General features: G+C 69.6%; 15 protein-coding genes. 3 read left to right on the plus strand and 12 right to left on the minus strand.

The features are described from left to right. Positions 1-230: 230 nt before the first annotated feature. Both EFAMC1_RS10045 and mnmA read left to right on the plus strand, forming a co-directional pair. On the plus strand, positions 231-1,439 hold the full coding sequence (locus EFAMC1_RS10045) for a cysteine desulfurase family protein (protein WP_154054132.1): 1,209 nt from the start codon (positions 231-233) through the stop codon (positions 1,437-1,439). Continuing rightward, the gene (gene mnmA / locus EFAMC1_RS10050; protein ID WP_261981872.1) at positions 1,436-2,560 is read left to right on the plus strand and encodes a tRNA 2-thiouridine(34) synthase MnmA; all 1,125 of its coding nucleotides are present in this window, start codon (positions 1,436-1,438) and stop codon (positions 2,558-2,560) included. The genes EFAMC1_RS10045 and mnmA overlap by 4 nt, the downstream gene beginning before the upstream one ends. A gap of 219 nt (positions 2,561-2,779) precedes the next feature. On the opposite strand, the gene EFAMC1_RS10055 is transcribed toward mnmA, so the two are convergent. The 5 genes from EFAMC1_RS10055 to EFAMC1_RS10075 form a co-directional block, all read right to left on the minus strand. Beyond that, on the minus strand, positions 2,780-4,306 hold the full coding sequence (locus EFAMC1_RS10055; protein WP_154054133.1) for a C69 family dipeptidase: 1,527 nt from the start codon (positions 4,304-4,306) through the stop codon (positions 2,780-2,782). A 113-nt stretch (positions 4,307-4,419) separates the two neighbouring features. Further along, entirely contained in the window at positions 4,420-5,364 is a 945-nt protein-coding gene (locus tag EFAMC1_RS10060) for an AEC family transporter (protein WP_154054134.1), read from the minus strand. A gap of 284 nt (positions 5,365-5,648) precedes the next feature. Then, positions 5,649-7,502: an ABC transporter ATP-binding protein gene (locus EFAMC1_RS10065; protein ID WP_154054135.1), complete on the minus strand. Its 1,854-nt coding sequence runs from the start codon at positions 7,500-7,502 to the stop codon at positions 5,649-5,651. After that, positions 7,495-9,330: an ABC transporter ATP-binding protein gene (locus tag EFAMC1_RS10070; RefSeq protein ID WP_261981873.1), complete on the minus strand. Its 1,836-nt coding sequence runs from the start codon at positions 9,328-9,330 to the stop codon at positions 7,495-7,497. The genes EFAMC1_RS10065 and EFAMC1_RS10070 overlap by 8 nt, the downstream gene beginning before the upstream one ends. Then, the gene (locus EFAMC1_RS10075) at positions 9,327-9,983 is read right to left on the minus strand and encodes a MarR family winged helix-turn-helix transcriptional regulator (RefSeq protein WP_154054136.1); all 657 of its coding nucleotides are present in this window, start codon (positions 9,981-9,983) and stop codon (positions 9,327-9,329) included. The genes EFAMC1_RS10070 and EFAMC1_RS10075 overlap by 4 nt, the downstream gene beginning before the upstream one ends. A gap of 206 nt (positions 9,984-10,189) precedes the next feature. Here EFAMC1_RS10075 and EFAMC1_RS10080 point away from each other — a divergent pair, with 206 nt between their 5' ends. Further along, a complete protein-coding gene (locus EFAMC1_RS10080) occupies positions 10,190-11,677 on the plus strand; it encodes a hypothetical protein (protein ID WP_154054137.1) in 1,488 nt (495 codons plus the stop codon). Between the two features lie 329 nt (positions 11,678-12,006). On the opposite strand, the gene EFAMC1_RS10085 is transcribed toward EFAMC1_RS10080, so the two are convergent. From EFAMC1_RS10085 to EFAMC1_RS10115, 7 genes are all read right to left on the minus strand, one after another. Beyond that, the gene (locus EFAMC1_RS10085; protein WP_154054138.1) at positions 12,007-12,279 is read right to left on the minus strand and encodes a metal-sensing transcriptional repressor; all 273 of its coding nucleotides are present in this window, start codon (positions 12,277-12,279) and stop codon (positions 12,007-12,009) included. A 5-nt stretch (positions 12,280-12,284) separates the two neighbouring features. Next, the gene (locus tag EFAMC1_RS10090; protein WP_154054139.1) at positions 12,285-12,506 is read right to left on the minus strand and encodes a heavy-metal-associated domain-containing protein; all 222 of its coding nucleotides are present in this window, start codon (positions 12,504-12,506) and stop codon (positions 12,285-12,287) included. A 136-nt stretch (positions 12,507-12,642) separates the two neighbouring features. Beyond that, a complete protein-coding gene (locus EFAMC1_RS10095; protein WP_154054140.1) occupies positions 12,643-14,955 on the minus strand; it encodes a heavy metal translocating P-type ATPase in 2,313 nt (770 codons plus the stop codon). 624 nt (positions 14,956-15,579) lie between these two features. After that, a complete protein-coding gene (locus tag EFAMC1_RS10100; RefSeq protein ID WP_154054141.1) occupies positions 15,580-17,013 on the minus strand; it encodes a hypothetical protein in 1,434 nt (477 codons plus the stop codon). A gap of 320 nt (positions 17,014-17,333) precedes the next feature. After that, positions 17,334-18,752, minus strand: coding sequence for an SGNH/GDSL hydrolase family protein (locus EFAMC1_RS10105; protein WP_154054142.1), 1,419 nt, complete (start codon positions 18,750-18,752; stop codon positions 17,334-17,336). After that, positions 18,753-19,622, minus strand: coding sequence for a metallophosphoesterase (locus EFAMC1_RS10110; protein WP_154054143.1), 870 nt, complete (start codon positions 19,620-19,622; stop codon positions 18,753-18,755). It abuts the gene before it with no gap. Between the two features lie 21 nt (positions 19,623-19,643). Then, a complete protein-coding gene (locus tag EFAMC1_RS10115; protein WP_154054144.1) occupies positions 19,644-20,342 on the minus strand; it encodes a very short patch repair endonuclease in 699 nt (232 codons plus the stop codon). Between the last annotated feature and the right edge of the window lie 423 nt (positions 20,343-20,765).

Genomic DNA, 20,765 nt, shown 5'->3' on the forward strand with positions numbered 1-20,765 from the left:
AGAAAGAAGTATAGGAAAACACACCGGAGTGTGCAAGCATCTTTTTTGGGCGATTATGGGCATGCGCTAGACTGGGGATCGAAGGGGTCGCCGCGACGCCAGGGACACAGGCTGCTACGCCAGGGGCGCAAGTCGCCGCGCATCAAGGGGCGCAGGCGGCCACAACGCCAGGGACACACGGGCTCGCGGGAAGGGCCGCACGCCGCCGCGCACGCAGGGAGATGGGACAGATGGAACCGGACAAGCTCGTCTACCTCGACAATGCCGCGACCACGCGCACCTCCCCCGCCGCGCTGGCGGCGATGCGCCGCATCTACGAGGGTCCGGCGTTTGCCAACCCCATGAGCCAGCACGCCGCGGGAGACGCGGCACTCCGCGCGCTTGAGGACACCCGCGCGCGCATCGCGACGTGCCTCCACGCCCAGCCACGCGAGGTCGAGCTCACCTCCGGCGGCTCCGAGGCAAACAACCAGGCCCTGCTCACGGGTGCCGCCTATGGCGCCAAGGCAGGCAGGCGCCACATCGTCACCTCGGCCGTCGAGCACCCGAGCGTCCTCAGGATGCTCGAGCGCCTCGCCTCGCCGGACGGCCCCTTTGGCGGCAACTTCGACGTCACCCTCGTGCGCCCCGACGCCGACGGCGTCGTGAGCGTCTCGGCCGTGAAGGCGGCCCTTCGCGAGGACACGTGCCTCGTCTCCGTCATGTACGCCAACAACGAGGTGGGCGCGGTGCAGCCCGTCCGCGACATCTGCCGGGCCGTTCGCAAGCGCGGCGTGCTCTTCCACACCGACGCCGTGCAGGCGGCGGGACACCTCCCCATCGACTTCACGCGCGATGGCTTCGACCTGCTCTCGCTCTCGGCCCACAAGTTCCACGGGCCGCGCGGCACGGGCGCGCTCGTGTGCTCGCACCGCATCGTGCCCACCGCGCTCGTGGTTGGCGGCGCGCAGGAGCGGGGGCATCGCGCGGGCACGACGGACGTGGCGTCGGCGGCCGGCATGGCGGCGGCGCTCGAGGAGGCCTGCGCCTCGCTCGAGCGGGACGCCGGGCACCTCCGCGAGCTGCGGGAGCGCCTCGCAGCCGGCCTCGACCGAATCGGCGGCGCCCGCGTGCTGGGACCCGCGGAGGACGGGCGGCGCCTGCCCGGTGTGGTGGGTATCACGCTCGCCGGCGTGGACCACGAGAGCGCCCTCGTGCTGCTCGACGGCCTGGGTGTCTGCGTGAGCGCGGGCTCGGCCTGCGCCGCGGGATCCTTAGAGGAGAGCCACGTGCTCGCCGCGATGGGCGTAGACGAGGGCGAGGCCCGGACCTTCCTGCGCCTTTCGCTCGACGCGCGCGAGAACGACGAGGGCGACGTGGACCGCGCCATCGAGGCGCTCGCGAGTGTGGCGGCGCGCCCCAGGGCAAGCGCGCCCTCCGGCGCCGGGAGCGACCGGTGAGCCGCGGGCGCGTGCTCGTGGCCATGAGCGGCGGTGTGGACTCGAGCGTCGCCGCGTGGCTCCTCCAGCGGGAGGGCTACGAGTGCGTGGGCGCCACCATGCGCCTGGCCCCCAACGAGGACGACCGGCCCGGCGAGCGCACCTGCTGCAGCGTCGACGACGTGGCCGACGCGCGCGAGGCGTGCTGGCGGCTGGGCATCCGCCACTATGTGTTCGACTACACGGGGAAGTTCTCGCGCGACGTGATCGACCCGTTCGTGGCCGCCTACGAGGCCGGCGAGACCCCCAACCCCTGTGTGTGGTGCAACCGCAGGCTCAAGTTCGGGGCGCTGCTCGACCGCGCGCTCGAGCTGGGGTGCGACTGGCTCGCCACCGGACACTACGCCCGGGTCGAGAAGACCGACGCGGAAAGGGACGACGACGCGGCCCCGGGCTCAAGCGACCCCACGTATCGTCTGCTCAAGGGCATAGACGCCACCAAGGACCAGAGCTACTTCCTCTACGGCCTCACGCAGGCCCGCCTCGCGCACGTGCTCTTTCCGCTCGGTGGCCTCGTCAAGGCCACGCAGGTGCGCCGCATCGCCGAGGAGGCGGGGCTCGCCGTCGCCCACAAGCGCGACTCGGAGGGCATCTGCTTCGTGCCCGGCGGCGACCACCAGCGCTTCATCGAGGAGCGCACCGGGCACGAGACCCCCGACGGCGACATCCTCGACTCGGAGGGCAACGTGCTGGGACGCCACCACGGGGCGCTTCACTACACGCTGGGCCAGCGCAAGGGTCTGGGCGTGGCGAGCACCCGGCCGCTCTACGTCTGCGACGTCGACGTGCGCGCCAACACGGTGACCCTGGGCGACAACGAGCGGCTCATGCACCGCGAGCTCGTCGCCCGCGACTGGAGCTGGATCGCCAGCGAGCCGCCCGCGCCGGGCACCTTCGCCGCCACGGCCAAGGTGCGCTACCACCAGCCAGACCAGCCCTGCCACGTGACGCCCCTCTCCGACGGCACCGTCCGCATCGCCTTCGACGCCCCCCAGCGAGCCATCACCCCCGGCCAGGCAGTGGTGGTCTACCAATCCCCCACCCTCCTAGGCGGCGGCACCATCTCCCAGGTAGGCGAATAGGCAATCCCCCAACAGTCCCCAACACCCTCTCAAAACCGACAGAAGCCCCGCTCCGTGCGGTACGCGCGGGCCTTCAGCACCGTAAGCGCAGGGCACCGCCCCACCGTTCGCCGAGGAGCATTCCGCAGGCGCGCATTGTGCGCCGAGGACGCGACGAAGCGAAGCGGTGGGGCGGTGCCCGGGCAGGTCAGCCAGGAGGTTCGCACGGCCCGAGAGCCCCTAATGGTCGGAGAGCGAGAACCGGTTGCGCATGAGGTTGCTCGACGTGAAGAGCACCTTGCCCAAAAGCTTGTCGGTCTCCTCCTTGAGGCTCGCCGCCATGCGCTCGTTGGCGGCCTCGAGCAGGCCCTCGACCTCGCCGGCGTCGGCCGCGGCAACCACCGCGTCCGTCTCGCGCACCACCTGGTGGCCAAGGGCCATCGTGCGCTCGCGGTAGTTGCTCACGTCGTTCTCGTTGTCACCGTAGTGCGGGTCGGCGATGGCGGCGATCACGCGGTTGGCCCAGTAGAAACTCTCCGTGGTAACGCGCCCGCACGTGTTGCTCACGTACTCGGGCGTGGCATCCACCTCGGGATACATGGGCACGAGCGTGTTGAACGGATTGGAGCCGAAGGCCATCCACTGCACGGCCTGGCACGCCTTGGGCGCGTCCGGGCGAATCTCGATGACCGAGAGCTGGCTCTGGCGGTTGATGCCGATGGGACGGTAGCGCCTGCGCTGCTCGGGCGTGCCGATCTCGCCGTAGGGGTCGAAGGGCGTGCCCTCGTAGTGGCTCGACAGCACGTCCTTCACGTCCTCGAGCGTCACCTTGCGCTCGGGCACCTGGGCCCAGGGCAAGTCGTCGCTCTCGGGCGTCCAGGCGGCGTACTCGCCGTCCCAGTCCTGCGACGGGTTGAGGCAGCGCTGCATGTACCACGCGCGGCAGGTGTTGTAGACGTGGTCGCGGTCGGAGTGCGAGCCAAACGCCTCGCGCGGGTTGAAGCGCGCGTGCACGCCGTCGGCACCCAGGCCCTCGGCGCCCAGCGTGAGGTCGAGGCGGTTGGCCGCCATCCACTCGCGCAGGTCGGCGCTGCAGAGAAAGTCCCTGCCCTCGCCCAGGGCGTCGTCGAGGTCGAACTCGTCGATGCCCAGCTGGTTGGGCATGGTGACGTAGACGTCGTCGGGCACGCGGCGGGCGATCCAGTGGTGGCCGCCCACCGTCTCCATCCACCAGACCTCGTCGGCGTCGGAGAAGGCGGTGCCGTTCATTTCGTAGGTACCGTGCTCCTCGAGGAGCCTGCCCAAGCGCAGCACGCCCTCGCGCGCGGTGCGCACGTAGGGCAGCACAATGGTGAGGAAGTCCTCCTCGCCGATGCCGCCGGCGACCTCGGGCACGTAGCCCTCCTCGCCCGGCGTGCCCTTGGCCGGCACGAGCTCGACGAACGGGTCTGCACCGAGCACGCGCTCGTTGGTGGTGAGCGTCTCGGTGGCGCTCATCGCCACCTGGCTCTCGTTGACGCCGGCCTCGCCCCAGATGCCCTGGCCGGCGACGGCGTTGGGCATGGAGGTGTAGCGCTGGGGGTTGTCCGGGAGCTCCAGCTCGACGTGGCTGATGACGCTCCTGTAGTGGCGCGGCTGCTCGTCGGGGTGAATGACCACGAGCTTCTTGGGGTTGTACTCGTTGTTGGGCGAGTCCTCGTTGCGCGCGATGATGGTCGAGCCGTTGTAGCTCGCCCGCTTGCCTACCAGGATGGTGGTGCAGGCCATGCGTCCTCCCTGCCGGCGGCGGCGCCTCGCGGGGCCGCTGCCATCGACGTTTCCATGCGCCACAGAGGATACCCGTCTAGCAGGGAGTTGAGCCGGGCGAACACCGCGCTGCCCTAGATGAGCGCCAGCGTCTTGAGCAGCCAGAGCCAGCCGGTGAGCGTGAATGCCGAGAGCAGCGTCGACAGCATCACGACGCTCGAGGTCAGCGTGCCGTCGTGGCCCATGTTGCGCGCCATCACGAAGGCCGAGAGCGTCGTGGCCGAGCCCATCATCACGAGCACCGCCACGAGCGCCTGGTCACGGTATCCCAGCGCCACGGCCAGCGGCAGCGCGAGAGCCGCGAGCACGACGAGCTTCATCGCCGTGGCAAGGACCGCGGGACCGCGCACGGCAAAGGCCTTCCTGGCGTCGAACAGCACGCCCATCGCGATGAAGCCCACCGGCGTGGCGGCGTCGGCGATCGAGCCTACCGTCTTGCCCACCATGGTGGGCATGGGGATGCGCAGGAGCGCCCACAGAAGCCCGGCCACGATGCCGATGATGATGGGGTTGGTGAGCACGCCGCGCACCGTCCTGCCCAGCGAGGCCGAGGAGCCCGTGGCCTGGCCTGGCCGCATGGCCACGAGGATGACCACGGCCATCACGTTGTAGAGCGGCACGGCGCCGATGACCATGAGCGAGGCGAGCCCCGACGTGCCGTAGATGTTCTGCATGACGCCGATGGCGAGCAGCGAGGCGCTCGAGCGGTAGGCCGCCTGCACGAACTCGCCCTGGTAGCCCGTCTTGCGATAGGGCAAAGACACCACGTAGGAGAGCGCGATGCCCGCGAGCGTGGCCACGAAGCAGAAGCCGATGAAGCCCGGGTCCCACATGTCGGAGAGGTCGGCGGTGGCGAGGTCGTTGAACAACAGCACCGGGATGCCGGTGGTGAAGACGAACTTGTTCATGCCGTTCGCGGTGTCCGTGCCCACCACGCCCGTGCGGCGCAAGAGCATGCCCACCACCATGAGGAAGAACAGCGGCATCATGGCGTTCAGGCTGAATATCAGGTTGTCCATGGAACTCGCCCCCTGGCGGGCCGGCGCGCGCCAGCCCCCTCGGCGGCGCGGGGGCCGGCCCCGTCTCGTGCATCGGGCCATGGTGGCACAGGCGACAGGGACTGTCGAGGGGCCGCCGCGAAGTCCGCACGCGCCCATTACAGAGGATTGACAGGGCACGTGCGGGGCGGTGCCGAATTCGCAGGACGCGTGCGGGGCTGGCGCCGGCGAGCCGCATGGCCCCCGGCCGGCAGCCGCCGGCACGCCGCCCGGGCGACCGGGGCCCGCGCGGCGCGCACTGCGCACTACGCGAACTGGCTGCGGTAGAGGTCGGCATAGGCGCCGCCGGCGGCCACGAGCTCGTCGTGGGTACCCTGCTCGATGATGGTGCCGTGGTCCATCACGAGGATGAGGTCGGCGTCGACGATGGTCGACAGGCGATGCGCGATCACGAAGCTCGTGCGCCCGGCCATGAGCGTCTCCATCGCGTGCACGATGGCCTGCTCGGTGCGCGTGTCCACGCTCGAGGTCGCCTCGTCCAGGATGAGGATGGCCGGGTCGGTGAGCATCGCTCTCGCGATGGTGAGCAGCTGCCGCTGGCCCTGGCTCACACTCTCGGCGTCGTTCTCGAGCACCGTATCGTAGCCGTCGGGCAGCGTGCGCACGAAGAAGTCCACGTGCGCGGCGCGCGCGGCCGCCACCACCTCGTCGCGCGTGGCACCCGGGCGCCCGTAGGCGATGTTGTCGGCAATCGTGCCCTCGAAGAGCCACGCGTCCTGCAGCACCATGCCAAACTGGCGGCGCAGGTCTGCCGCGCGCATCCGGCGCGTGTCCACGCCGTCGAGCGCGATGCGCCCGCCGTCCACCTCGTAGAAGCGCATGAGCAGGTTGATGAGGGTGGTCTTGCCCGCCCCCGTGGCGCCCACGATGGCAACCTTCTGGCCCGGCTCGGCCACGAGCGACACGTCGCGCATGAGCGGGCGCCCCGGCGCATAGCCAAAGCGCACGTGCTCGAAGGCCACCCGTCCCCGCACCGGCTCCCGCACGGCAAGCGGGCGCGCGGGGTCCGGCTCGACCTCGTCGTCGTCGAGCAGGGCAAACACGCGCTCGGCGGCGGCGAGGGCGCCCTGCAGCATGTTCACCGTCATCGACAACTGGCAGAGCGGCTCGCTGCCCACGTTCACGTACTGGAAGAACGCCTGGAAGACGCCAACGGTGAGCTGCCCGGCCAGGAGCATCCCGCCCGCCATCACGGAGATGGTCACGAGTGAGAGGCGCACGAGGAGGCGTACGGCCGGCGCCGTGGCGTTGGCGAGGAAGTCGGCCGAGGCGCTCGTGCGGGCCAGCTCGTCGGCAGAGGCACGCATCTCGGCGGCGCTCTCGCGCTCGCGGCCAAAGGCCTTGATGACGGCCCGTCCGCTGTAGGCCTCCTCCACGCGCCCGGTGAGCACGCCCATGGCCTCCTGCCGGGCGGCCGCCACCTTGAGCGTGCGCGCCGAGACGACCTTCGTGACGCCCACGCTGGCCGCGACGCACACGGCGAAGACCGCCGTGAGCCGCAGGTTGAAGGTGGCCATCATCACGATGGCGCCCGCGAGCGTGGTCGCGGCGATGATGAGCTGGAGCAGCCCGCGCTGCAGCACCTCGGAGAGCTTGTCGAGGTCGTTGGTGGCGCGGCTGATGGTCTCGCCGGGCTGGTGCGCGTCGAAGTGCGCAAGCGGCAGGCGTGCGAGCTTCTCGGCGATGCGCGTGCGCAGGGAGAGGTTGAGCCGCTCGGCGAAGCTGGCCATCACCATGACCTGCACGGTGTAGAAGACCCAGGCCACGGTCCAGATGCCCAGGAAGGTGAGGATCTGCGTGCCGCCGCTCGAGAGCGCCACCACGAACGGCTCGCCCGACGCGCGTGCCGCCTGGATGTTGGTCCACAAGAGGTCGACGAGGTAGGCGCTGTAGGCCGGCGCCGCGAGCGACGCCGCGACGTAGCCGAGCGCCCCCACCGTGGCCACGACGAGGCGCCAGCGCATGCCGGCCGCCGCCTCCCAGAGCCGTCGCGCCGTGGCGCGGGCGTCGGCGGGCGCCTCGAGCTCCTCGGGCGCGTCCGTCTCGGCACGCTTCTCATCGCGCGTCTCGTCACGTCCGGTCGTGTCGCGCTCACTCATGCGAGTCTCCCCTCCTCTCCTGGGACTCCGCGATCAGGCGATACGTGGGGCATGCCACCATGAGCTCGTCGTGCGTGCCCAGCCCCACCACGCGCCCGTCATTGAGCACGACGATTTGGTCGGCATCGCGGATGGTGCTCACGCGCTGGGCGATCACGAGCATCGCGGCGTTCGCGAGCTCGGGCCTGAGGGCGTGGCGCAGCGCCGCGTCGGTCTTGAAGTCGAGCGCCGAGAACGAGTCGTCGAAGAGGTAGAGGTCGGCCTGGCGCACGAGGGCCCGGGCGATGGCGAGGCGTTGGCGTTGGCCGCCCGAGAAGTTGGTGCCACCCTGCGCCACGCGCGAGGCGAGGCCGTCGGGAAGCTCGCGCACGAAGCCCGCCTGCGCCACGTCGAGCGCGTGCCAGAGCGCCTCGTCGGTGGCGTCAGCGTCGCCATGGCGCAGGTTCTCGGCAATCGTGCCGCTGAAGAGCCAGGCGCGCTGCGGCACGTAGGCGATGCGCGAGCGCAGGTCCGCCTGGGCAAGCGAGCGCACGTCCGCTCCGCCAAACGTCACGGCGCCGCCCGTGACGTCGTGGAAGCGCAAAAGCATCTTGGCGATGGTCGACTTGCCCGACCCCGTGTTGCCGATGATCGCGGTGACCTCGCCCCGGAGCAGGGCAAAGTTCACGTCGTGCAGGGTGTCCTCGTCCGCGTCGTGGAAGCGCAGGCTCGCGTGGTCGAAGCGGGCCACCTCGGCGGCGGGCGACGAGGGGTCGGACGCGGCAGCCTCGGACGCGCCCGCGTGGGCCTTCCCCACCGGCTCCGCAAGGGCCGTGCGCGTCTCCCCACCCGGCACCCGTGGGTCTTGGATCTCGGGCACGAGCGCAAGCACCTCTCCCGCGCGGCCCAGGCAGGCAAGCGCCCTGGGCACCGAGAGCAGCGCGAACTGCGCCATCATCATGAAGAACATGATGAGCATCGCGTACTCGATGAGCGCCGTGATCGAGCCGATCTGCATCGCCCAGGCGCCCACGCGGTTCGCACCCAGCCACAGGATGAGCGACTCCACGCCGTTCATGAGGAAGAACGTCATCGAGTCGGCCGTCGAGAAGAGCACGTTCACGTGGATGGCGTTCTGCGCGTACTCGTCGAAGGTCTCGTCGAGCCGTTCTTTGGCCTCGCGCTCGCGCCCGAACGCCCGGATCACGCGCACGCCGCCAATCGTCTCGCGCAGACGCACGTTCATGCGGTCCACGTAGCCCTGCAGCCGCGTGAAGACGGGTGCCGAGTGGCGCACGGCCACCACCGTGATGGCCAGCACGGCCAGGGTCACGGCAAGCAGCACCCAGCCCATGACCTCGTCGATGGAGAAGGCCAGGCCCACGGCGATGACGCTCATGACCGGCACCGGCAAGATCATGAGGATGCCCATGAGCAGCGTCTGCTGGATGACGTTGGCGTCGGAGAGGGTGCGCGTCACCATGCCGCCCGTGCCGAAGCGCTCGAAGTCGGCGCCCGAGTAGGCAAGCGACGCCTCGTAGACGGCCACGCGGATGTCCCTGCCCACGTTGGCCGAGAGGCGCGCCGCGAGCAGGCTCGCCGCCACGGCGCCGCCCGAACCGCAGAGCGCCGCCGCGAGCATCGCCCACGCGTGGTCGGCAAGGGCGCCCGCGCCCTCCATGCCCACGGCCGAGTTGATCATGGCCGAGAGCTGCGTGGGCACGAGCAGCATGCCGCCCATGTCGAGCACGAGCGCGGCAAGCGTCGCGAGCATGAGGGTGCGATACGGCACCACGAAGCGCATAAGCAGGCGAAGCTGGCCGGCGTGGCCCCTGATGCGTCCGCTCATGCGCCCGCCTTCCCCTGAGACACCGCACCGTCCGTCGGGGAGGCGCATCCCATGGCCTCTACCTCGGCGTGGACGGCCCGTGCGTACTCGCTGGCGAGGCTCACGAGCCGGGCGGCCTTCTCGGGCCCGAGACTCGCGAACGCCCGCGCCTCGGCCCGCATGGCCGGGTCGAGGTGCCGGCGGGCAAACGCGCGGCCCGCCTCGGTGAGGGTCACGAGCTTGCTCCTGCGGTCGGCGTCGGCGGCGGCGAGCACGAGGAGCCCCTTGCCCTCGAGCGAGCGCACGGCCGAGTTCACGGTCTGCTTGGGGTAGTAGATGCGGTCGATGATCTGGCGCTGCGTGACGGTGCCGCCACCCACCTCGATGGCGTACATGACCCAGTAGGCGCACGCGGAGAGTCCGCTGCCGCGCGAGAGCTCCACGTAGAGCCGGTCGGTCTCCTTGTAGAGCATGTCGAGGTCGGCCACGCTGGGGGCGGGCGAGGCGGCAGCCGTGGCCGCGACCTGGCCTCGGCCGGGCTGCGCGGCCTCCGGCCCCGCCGCAAGCGGCTGGCCGAGGCGGTCGCTCCCTGCCGGACCCGCGGCCTGGCCCGACCAGCCGTCGGGCGGCACGGAGTTGATGGATGGCCCCCGGGGCGAATCTTGCGTCTGCACGTCGCTCCTATCGGTCTGATTTCGGACTGAATCAGTTTAGTCCGATTTCGGATTTAATGGAACCACACAAACCCACAGCTCAGCAGGGAGTCCCTGGTTTTCCGCAGTTCAGAGAGATAGCAGGTGTGTGAACGAATCGGTGGGCGATATGCATTTGTCGGCAAACGGGGGCATGATGGTGGCTCACCGAGGACGGGAGGCATGGCATGACGAGGACGCACCCGCGCCACCTGCGCGACACGGAGAGGGAGACCCAGGCACGCGGGCATCTCGCACCGACATGCCCGGAGGACGCGCGCCCCGCCGCACCCTGCCATGTGGGCACCTCCCACCCGGCCCGGCGCGAGCAGGACGTGCGCCCAGCGGCCCTGCGCTGGGCGTCGCGGGCCCTGCTCGTGCTTGCCGCCGTCCTCATGCCCGTCGACGGCACCAAGTTTGGCCTCGCCATGCCCTTCTGGACGCCGCTCGCACCCTGGCCGCTCATGCTCTACGTGGTCCTCAACTGTCGTGAGCTGCCGGGTGTCGTGCGACGCTATCGCGGCTACTTCCTGCTGCCTGCCCTGTTCGTGGCCCTCTCGGCCATCGGCTGGGCCACCGTCGCGCTCTACCCCGTCCCCGCCGCGCTCTCGATCCTGGGCGTGATGGGGGCGCTTGGCTGCCTCGCCGCCATCGACATCGCGAGCCGCGTCGAGGGTAGGAGGTTCGTGCGCGCCCTCATCGTCGTGCTCGTCTGCGCCTACTGGACGGCGTTTGCCGTGGGCGTGGCACAGTTCGCGTCCATCCACCTCGACATAAAGCCCATGCGGGCGTTTCTCACCAACCTTATGCAGCGCGAGTACCTCTCCGACGCGTCGGCCTGGGGCGGCGGGCGCCCCCAGTTCCTTTTTGCCGAGCCGTCCTACATCGGCATGCACCTCTTTGGCGTGCTCCTGCCGCTACGCTGGCTCACGCATCAGGATGACCCCAAGCTGAGCCGCCACCTCTCGGTGCTCGTCTGCGTCTTTGCGGCGGGGTCGCTGCTCATGGGCGTGGGCGTGCGCATCATCATCGACACCTTCATCGCGCTGGCCATCGACATCGCCGTGCACACCGACCCGCGCCGGCGCGCATCGGTCGTCCGGGCCGTCCGTCGCTCGGTGGCGCTCGTGGCGGGCACCGTCGTCGTGGCCCTCGCCAACCAGCGCATCCTCTCCATTATGGAGCGCGGCATGCTCGTCGGCGACGGCTCGCTCTCGGCGCGCATCGCCCAAGGCCTCACGCCCATCATCGCCGGCGTGCTGCAGCCGCTGCGGCTTCTCGTCGGCTTTGGTGCGGGCAACTCCATCGTCGCCTACCAGACGGGGCTCGACACGGCCAAGTCGGCGCTGTCCGGCCTTGGCAAGCCCAGCATGTGGAGCTGGATCTCGAAGTTCACGCCGGAGAGCTCCTTCACCATGAGCGCCTACACGAGCGTCATCACCGACTTTGGCCTCGTGGGGCTCGCGGTGCTCCTGGCGCTCGTGGTGCGCGACGCCCGACATGCGCGGACGGCCTGCCTCGCGACCGGGCAGCGGGCCGAGGCACGGACCTACCTCTGGTGGACCATCCTCGTCGCCTACCTCTACCTGCAGTTCGAGGGCTACGCGTTCTACGCCCTGCCGCTTCTGATCTGGGCTCTCCGCACCCGGCCCCTGCGCGTGGCCGAGCCCGTCTAGCCGCTGCCTGCCTGGCAACCTGACATTGCCTGGGGCAAATTTCGCAGAACGAACACCCCTCGCCCACAGAAGGCGCTCCTGAAAAAGGAATTGGGCGCATTACCTTTTTCAGAAACGTCTTCTGTGCCGTGTGGCCGGCATTCCTTTTTCAGAAACGTCTTCTGTGCCGTGTGGCCGGCATTCCTTTTTCAGAAGCGTCTTCTGTGTGCCGCGGGGCCTGAGACGCCCGTCCTGGCGACTGTCACGTGGCAGTCGCCAGGGTAGGTATCACACACGTCGCGGAAAAGGGGCGGGCGGCATTGCGGCCACCCGCCCCAGACTTGCCCGCGCTAGCGCGACAGCTTGTCGATGACGCTCTCGACCTCCCTCAGCTTCTGGTCGCGCTCGGCCTGGTCGCCGCTCGCGCAGGCAGACCTCACGCAGCCGCCCACATGCGCCTTGAGCACGGTGGCGTTGGTCTTGGCAACCAGGCTCTCGATGGCCATGAGCTGGTTGGAGATGTCGATGCAGTAGCGGTCGTCCTCGGCCATGCGGATCACGGCGTCCAGCTGGCCGCGCGCGGTCTTGAGTAGGTTGAGGACGGTCTGCGGATCGGCCATCATGGCCGTTACTCCGCGCTGACCGAGAGGGCCTCGTAAGCGTCGCCCGCGCCGTCGACGGCGGCCGAGAGCTGCTCGGGCGTCACGTTGGCGCCGCACTCCACCTCGACGGTGTTGGTGTCGTGGTCGGCTTCGGCGTCGGTCACGCCAGCCACCTTGAGCAGTGCGCTCTCGACGGTGGCCTCGCAGTGGCCGCACATGAGGCCCTTGGTCTTGATGGTGTACTTCATGGTGTTCCCCTCTCCTAGAGACATATCTGCATGGTACCCCGCACGCGCGGCACGGGGAGGCCCACAAGAGACGAGCGAAGGACCGGGCCGGCCTGCAACACGCACGGCGGCAAGGACGGCCCGGCCAGACGCGGCCCTACTTGGTCACGCGCGGCCTGAAACCGCGCAGGCGCAGCGAGTTGGTGACCACGCACACGCTCGACAGGCTCATCGCCGCCGCGCCGAACATCGGCGAGAGCTGCCAGCCCAGAAGCGGGTAGAACACGCCAGCCGCCAGCGGGATGCCGATGGCGTTGTAGAACAGCGCCCAGAACAGGTCCTGCTTGATGTTGCGGATGACCGCGCGCGACAGCTCGATGGCGCGGCCCACGTCGAGCAGGTCGGAGTGCATGAGGATGACGTCGGCGCCCTCCTTGGCGATGTCGGCACCAGCGCCGATGGCCAGGCCCACGTCGGCGCGGGCAAGCGCCGGCGAGTCGTTGATGCCGTCGCCCACCATGGCGACCTTGTGGCCCTTGTCCTGCAGCTCGCGCACGTGGCGCTCCTTGTCGGCCGGCAGCACGTCGGCGATCACGGCGTCCCCTGAGAGGCCCACGCCGCGCCCGATGGCCTCGGCCGTGGTGCGGTTGTCGCCCGTGAGCATGACGGCCCGCACGCCCAACCGGCGCAGCGCCTCAATGGCAGCCTTGCTCGTGGGCTTCACCTCGTCGGCCACCGCGATGGTGCCCACGAGCTCGCCGTTCTTGGCAAACATGAGCGGCGTCTTGCCGTCGTGCGCAAACGCCTCGAGCGCGGCCTCATCCACGGCGACGCCCAGCTCGGCCATGAGCCTGGCGTTGCCGGCGGCCACCTTATTGGCGCCCTCCTGCGCCGTGACGCCCTTGCCCGGCACCGCCGCGAAGCCGCTCGCCTCGCGCGGCACGATGCCCAGCTCCCGGGTGTGGTCCATGATGGCCTCGGCAAGCGGGTGCTCGGAGTTTGCCTCGAGCGTTGCGGCAAGCTTGAGCAGGGCCTTCTTGCTCGTGCCCTCGGCGGGCACCACGTCGGTCACGGCCGCCTTGCCCTTGGTGATGGTTCCCGTCTTGTCGAGCACCACGGTGTCGATGCCGCGCAGGTTCTCGAGGGCCTCGGCGCTCTTGAACAGCACGCCCATCTCGGCGCCGCGCCCGGTGCCCACCATGATGGCCACCGGCGTGGCCAGGCCAAGCGCGCACGGGCAGCTGATGACCAGCACGGCCACGGCGCTCGTGATGGCCTCGTTCACGTTGGCGGTCAGCACGAGCCACACGGCGAAGACCACGATGGCGATGCAGATGACCACCGGCACGAACACGCCGGCGACCTTGTCGGCCAGGCGGGCGATGGGCGCCTTGGTGGCGTTGGCGTCCTCGACGAGCTGCACGATCTTGGCGAGGCTCGTGTCGGCACCCACGCGCGTGGCGCGGAAGGTGAAGGTGCCTGTGCGGTTGATGGTGGCGGCGTTCACCGTGTCGCCGGCCTGCTTCTCCACCGGGATGGACTCGCCGGTGAGGGCGCTCTCGTCGACCGAGCTCGCGCCCTCGAGCACGATGCCGTCGACCGGCAGCGACTCGCCGGGACGCACGCGGATGACGTCACCGGGCTGCAGCTGCTCGGCCGACACGTCCATCTCCGAGCCGTCGGCGGCGACCACGTGGGCCGTCTTGGGCGCCAGGTCGATGAGCTTCTCGAGGGCGCCGCCGGTCTTGGCCTTGCTGCGCGTCTCGAGGTACTTGCCCACGGTCACGAGCGTGAGGATGGTGCCCGCGCTCTCGAGGTAGAGGTTGTTCATCGCCGTCATGTTGGCCATCATGGCGTCGCCCATGGCGTACTGGTCGGCCATCACGAACATGGCGTAGAGCGACCAGGCCACGCTCGCCGTGGCGCCGATGGCGATGAGCGCGTCCATGGTGGGCGCGCGGTGCCACAGGCTCTTGAAGCCGTTGGTGAAGTACGACATGTTCTCGTAGAGGATCGGTAGGAGCAGCAGCAGCTCGGTGAGGGCGAGCGTCATCGAATGCATGTGGTCGGAGAGGAAGCTCGGCAGCGGCCAGCCGAACATGTGCCCCATGCCGATGTAGAAGAGCGGCACGAGGAATACGATCGAGACCACGAGGCGCGTGTGCATGGCGTCGGCCGTGGCCTCGAGCTTCTTGGTCGGGTTGTCGAGCCTGGCCGCACCGGCTGCCGCCGGCGAGCCGGCCGGGGCGCCCCCCGCGTCGACCGGCGAGGCCGAGTAGCCGGCCCGGTCGACCGCGCGGCTGATCTCGTCCGCCGAGGTGGCGGAGTCGTCAAAGTCGACCACCATGGAGCCGGACAGCAGGTTGACGGCAACGTCCGAGACGCCCGCGACCCCGCTCACCGCCTTCTCCACGTGGGCCTGGCACGACGCGCACGTCATGCCGCCCACATCAAACTTCTCATGTGCCATGAGCCATCCCCCTTGCTCATCTGCTCATCGTCAGTGTCCGGAGGACAGTATACACCCTCCCCCCTGGGGGGGTAGGCTCAGAAACCCGTGTCATACTTTTGTGAAGGGAACGCGTCAAACCGCGAAGGGCATGCCGAACCGTGTGGGGGCATGACGAAGCCGTGGGGGAGCACGCCGAACCGGCACGCGAACAACGGCACCACACGACCGCCGAGTCTGCCGGCTCGGAGTCGTGCGCGAATATTGCAGTTTTGGAGTCATCGCCAGAGTAGACGCCTCCACCGGGCCGCCCATGGGCCACAAAACCGCAGGTCAGTCGAATACTCAAATCCGGGCTATTCGAGGTGATGGGGCCAAACTGCAAAAATCGCGCACGAGTCGCTCCCGGAGCTCCCACGAGTCGCCCCGGAGCCCCTCGAGGAGCGACGATCGGCCCCGAAAGGCCCGCGCCCAACATCGAATCGCACAAGAAAGGGCACCAGGCCGCACAATTGCTACCTGGCGCCCATGTACAAGACGACCGACGAGCAAGAGCGTGCCCATGCAGCGAGACACCCGGCAAGAGCCCGCGCAACCAGCTCGAAAACTAGCCACACGACCGGGCCGCTAGCACAAATCGCGCGCTTACCCCTCGTAGAAGCAGCCCATGTTGAGGCGGCTCGTCCACTCGCCAATGGTGTTGGCAAAGCCGCAGCGCGTGTAGACGCCCGCGAACTTGCCGTTGAACAGGAAGAGGCCCTCCATGTTGGTGGCGTCGGCAAAGCCGTCGGCATCGGCGTCCGTGGGAGCGCCGCGGTGCTCGCCCTCGATGAGGGTGCCGCGCAGGCAGGGCGTGCGGTACTGCGGCGCATAGCTCTGCACGATGCCGCAGTGCTTGGCCGTCTCGCCCAGCGCGGCCAGCCACTCGTCCTGCGTGGCGTCAAGGCCCGCCAGCACGCCCACCGAGTTGTAGCCGCCGGCCGGCTTCACGATCCAGCTGTTCTTGTCGGCAAAGCGCGCCAGGTCGCTGTCCGGGCCCAGCAGCTTGGTGTACGGCACGTGCTTGTGCACGAACTCCAGCTCGTCGGCCGTGAGCAGCTCGGCCATCTCGTCGCTCCACAGGACCGCGAAGACGGTCTTCGTGGCGCCCGGCCGGGGGCGGAACCCGCCGATGACGCAGGCGATGTTCTGCTCGGCGGCGCGGATGAGGGCGTCGCGCCCCTCGCACTGCTTCTCCCAGAGCTCGCCGGTGACGGCGCGGCGCCACACGCAGGCGATGGGACCGTCGTTGTCGACGAGGCGCAGGCGACCCGGGCGGACCGTCTCGATGCGCAGGTCGCGCACATCGGCAAAGCGCACGTGCACGCCGCGGTCGCGGAACAGCGCGATGAAGTGCTCGACGTCCTCGCGGTCGATGCTCTCCTCGAAGTCGACGATGGCGAGGCTCATGGTCTCGTCGCCATAGGTGTAGTCGGCGCCGGGGTTGGTGTCGGGAAAGCCCGGGCCCACCCAGCCCTTGTACGTCTCGATGAGGGCGTCGGCCCAGGCGCCGCAGATGTCGAAGGTCTTGAGGCCGGGGTGGCGGCGCTCGAACTCCACGAACGACGGCGTGCGGCGGATTGCGCGCGTTACCTCGTCGGTGGTGACCATGCCGGCGCTTCCGTCGGTGTTGAGCTCGCAGAACTGGAAGTCACCGGTCTCCTCGTTGAGGAAGATGTCGACTCGCGCGAGCGGAATCTGGCACTCGTAGCCCGTGTCCAGGCAGCAGAGGCGCGCAAACGCCGGGTCGAGGCCAAACTTGCGCTGGATCTCGACGTTGGAACGGAAGGCGCGCGTGAGCTTGTCCATGATGCCGTACATGGTCTCCGCGGAGTCGCGGAGCAGCTCGACCGTGGGCTTGTCGAAGATCTTGGGCGTGAGGGCCCAAGGCGTGGGCTCGCCGTGGTAGAGGGCGTGCGTGCCGGCAAGGTACTCGTCGCCAAGCTTGCGGCCCGCAAGGTCACCGCCCATGTCGCGAACGGTCTGTGCGTACTCGTCCTCGAGCGAGCGAGAGTCCAGGACAGGCTGGGACGTGGTCATGGCTTCCTCCTGACGTACGGAGCGCCCGCGCGCGCCATCTCCAAGACGCGCCACTATGCGGACGGCCGAGATGCGGGCGTCGTGCCCGCCAGGACGGCAGTTTGACAAATCCGCACAAAGATAGCAGCTAGGGCAACCGAGGTCCTTCTAGTCGACGTTACCTTACGCCCTCTCCACAAAAGGCCAAATATCCGTAACGATATGATTTTATGCGGTTCAGGCATAAGCGCGAGATGGAATCGGACGAGTGCCCCTGATCTTGGGAGGGAGAAGATGCCAGCGCGAGCGAGGGCGCGGCCCGGCACCAAGGCGAGAGCGCCCTACTCGAACGGGAGCTCCATGAGAGACCCGGGGGCGAAGGGGGCCTCGTCGTCCGCGTGGGACTCGCCCGCGTGGCCGCCTTGCTCCCCCGCCTTGCGCGAGCCATGCCGGTTGGCGGTGACCTTGTGCCGGCATGCCCCACAGCGGCCGAACTCGCCCAGCTCGGCCAGACAGCGGCAGTCGAGCTTCTCGAGCTCGTCCATGACGAAGTCGACGATGCGGGCGTTGCCCTTTGCCGTGGGGTGGCCGTCCTCGTCCGCGAGGCACGAGGCGGGAAGCACCGGCATCTGCGAGACGAGGAGGACCGGGCTCCCCTCGCTCACGCGACGGCGACGCACCCGGCTCGCAGCGGCTGCGATAAGCCCGGGCACCTGCTCGTAGCAGCTGCCCGAGACGGCCTCCCTGCCCTCCGTGGCCGGCACCAGCACCACAAGCGGAGAGTCGCCCCACAGCTCGTCGACCCGCATGAGGAAGTCGGCGATCTCTCGCCCCACCACGCGCTCGCCGCAACGGCCGTAGCGGTAGTTTGCGCCCAGTGCCACCACCACGAGCTTGGGCGAAAGCCCCATGGCCTCCGCGCCCGTGAGCGCCGTGGGCTGGAAGACCTGCGCGCCGATGCTCTGGTTCACGAGGTCGAGGCCCAGCCGCGGCGCCACGACGGAGGGCCAGGCCTTGGCCGGGTCGTCGGCGCAGAAGCCCTGCGAGAGCGAATCACCGAGGACGAGCATCGTGTCTCGCGAGGCAATCGGGCGGATGAAGGTACCGTCGCCGCAAACGCGCCCCAGCTCACAGCCCCTGAGGCACGGCAGCCACACGCGCACGTGACGCGCGGGGCCCATGCCCGGCAGCGGCTGCAGGCCACCGGCACGCGAGCGGCCGGAGCGCGTGAGGTCGACGAGCAGAACGTCGCCGCGCGCCTCGGGCAGGATGCCCTCCGCGGAGGTGGGCATCGCGGGCTTGCGGTGCCGGCCGTCCACGTCCACGGACAGGCCGTCGTGCGCGAGCGGCTCGCCCGCGCCGTCCACGCCCGCGAGGACGTTGCGCGTGGCGCGGGGCTCGGCGTCGAGGCGAACCTCCACGGCCACGTGCGAGCTGTCAGTCTCGAACTCGAGCGTGATGCCGGACGTGCAGGCGGCCATCTGGCGAAATATGCCCGGGTACCAGGCCATGCAGCTCGTGAGCGAGCGCTGCTGGGCAGACAGGACGCGCCAGGGCCGCACCCAGCCGTGGGAGAGGTCCTCCACGCGCACCGCCCCGTGGAGCAGCCCCTCGGCGGGGACGCTGGTGACAAGCGCCGGCAGCTCGGCAACCAGGGGCGGCTCCGAGGCGCCGTCCGAGGCGGGACGCCCGGCGGGCCTCACCGCGGCAGGCGCCACGCGGCCCCAGGGCCTCTGGGCCTCCTCTCCCTGCTCCGCCACCTACTCGCCTTCCTCAATCTCCGCATACCAGATCTTGTGGTCGTCAAGGCGCATGACGCCCACCCGACCCATGCCCGCGCCACCCGCCGCCGCGCAGTCGATGTCGAATCGGTCGGGCACACCGCCGGTCGCCGCGCAGGCGCCCATCGGGACCACCTTGCCGAGGCCGTCGTCGCACACGATGCCCTCGACGTCCGGCGCGTCAATCCATTGCTCGAGGTAGGGCGAGGGCGTGTGGCCCGCGATGACGATGGGGCCCTTGCCCCCGGCGTCCACGAGGCCGGTGGGCGCGCCCCAGAACCCCTCACGCACCCAAAGCAGGTCCTCGGGGTCCTGTGCCTCGAGCAGCTGCTCGAGAACCTCGGGGTCTGACACGTCCGCATCCGGGTTGTCGGCACGCCACGCAGCCGTGACCTCGGGGTTTATGCCCGCGTGGACAAGGGCGTACGTGCGGCCGCCGGCAACCGTCACGGCGTAGAGGGGCAGGTCGGCCACCCACGCCGCAAGGCTCGCGAAGTCCTGGGGAGCCAGGTCCTCGAGCTGGGTGGCCGTGACGCCGCCGCCGTTCTGCATCCAGCCCGACCAGTCAACGAACCCGTCCACGTCGAGGTGCGACACGTCGAAGGAGCCGTCCCTGGGAGCACCCGAGCGGGCAATCGCCATGAGCATGAGCTCCTCGTGATTGCCGCGCAGCACGCGCGCGTTGGGAAGCGCCCGGACGAGCGACAGCACGCCCACCGGGTCAGGGCCTCGGTCGACCATGTCGCCCAGGACGAAGAGCTCGTCGTCGACACCGATGGACGCCGCGTTGAGCGCCGCGTCGAGCGCCCGAACGTGACCGTGGGCATCAGACGTGACGTAGACTGCCATGCCGCACCTCCCCAAGCCGGACTAGCCGCGCCGTCGACGGGCATGCGAGCCCGGGGCCACGGGGCCCAGGGCCGCACGCGCGCTCCTTTTGGAAGAACAAACCTGTGATTGCATACTATGACGCAAGCGGAGCCGTTTCGCGACCTCGTGGTGGCGCCACGCCGGAAGCGACCCAATCTCTATGACGCAGGGGCCGCGGCCGGGCCAGGCGAGGTCGGGACGCGGGGAGGGCGCGGGCTGGGATTGCGGCTGGGGCGTACCCAGGCCCTGAGGCGCCTTCTTCCCGCGAGCAGCCGCACGCTCCCGCTCGCCCGACGCCCGCCTGATCTCGCGCACGAGCTCGTGCATGGTCTGCTCGAAGCGGCCCTTCTTGAGCCGGCACTCCCACACCACGAGCACCGTCCAGCCCTCGGCCACGAGCTGCGACTGGTCGCGCTCGTCTCGCGCGCGGTTGCGGGCGAACTTCGCGTTCCAGAACTCGACGTTGCTCTTGGGGTCCGGCAGGGCGCAGTAGGGGCAGCGATGCCAGAAGCACCCGTTCACGAAGATGGCGATCTTTCGGCCGGGGTAGCAGATGTCGGGCTTGCCGACGGCCGCCTTCCAGTGGAGCCGATAGCCGGGCAGGCCCGCCTCGCGGAGGGCGGCGCGCACCTTGAGCTCGGGCTTGGTGTCCTTTGACTTGTTCGCCTGCATCACGTGGCGCGTTGCCTCGGAAACCATCCAACCCCCGAATCATGACGTACCCGGGCCGCTCGCGACCGGCCCCCTTGCACGCGAGGATGCCAGCCCGCGCGGACACCCCGCCGGGCTGCCCACAGCCGGGCCTCCGCGGTCAGCCCCTCCGAACGCAAGGGGCACCCGCCTGCCAAGCCCAGCGGCGGCCCGCGTCGGCCCCATGCCAATTCCGGCGGCGTTGGCCCGCGTCGGCCCCACGACATTCCGCGTTGGCCCCCTCAGCGTCAGAAGACTCTACCAAAATGGCAACCGTACTGACTCTGAGGGGGCCAACGCGGAATGGGCCCACAATCAGGACGGGGTCCAACGCGACCTGCCAGCTGCGCACGCCCCTCCTGCAGGAGGCCGCGCAAAAAAAGGAGGGGCACCCGTGGGCACCCCTCCCGTCCAAGCGTATGTAAGTCGAAC

The sequence above is a fragment of the Olsenella uli genome (assembly GCF_901212675.1).
Classification (GTDB): Bacteria; Actinomycetota; Coriobacteriia; order Coriobacteriales; family Atopobiaceae; genus Parolsenella; species Parolsenella uli_B.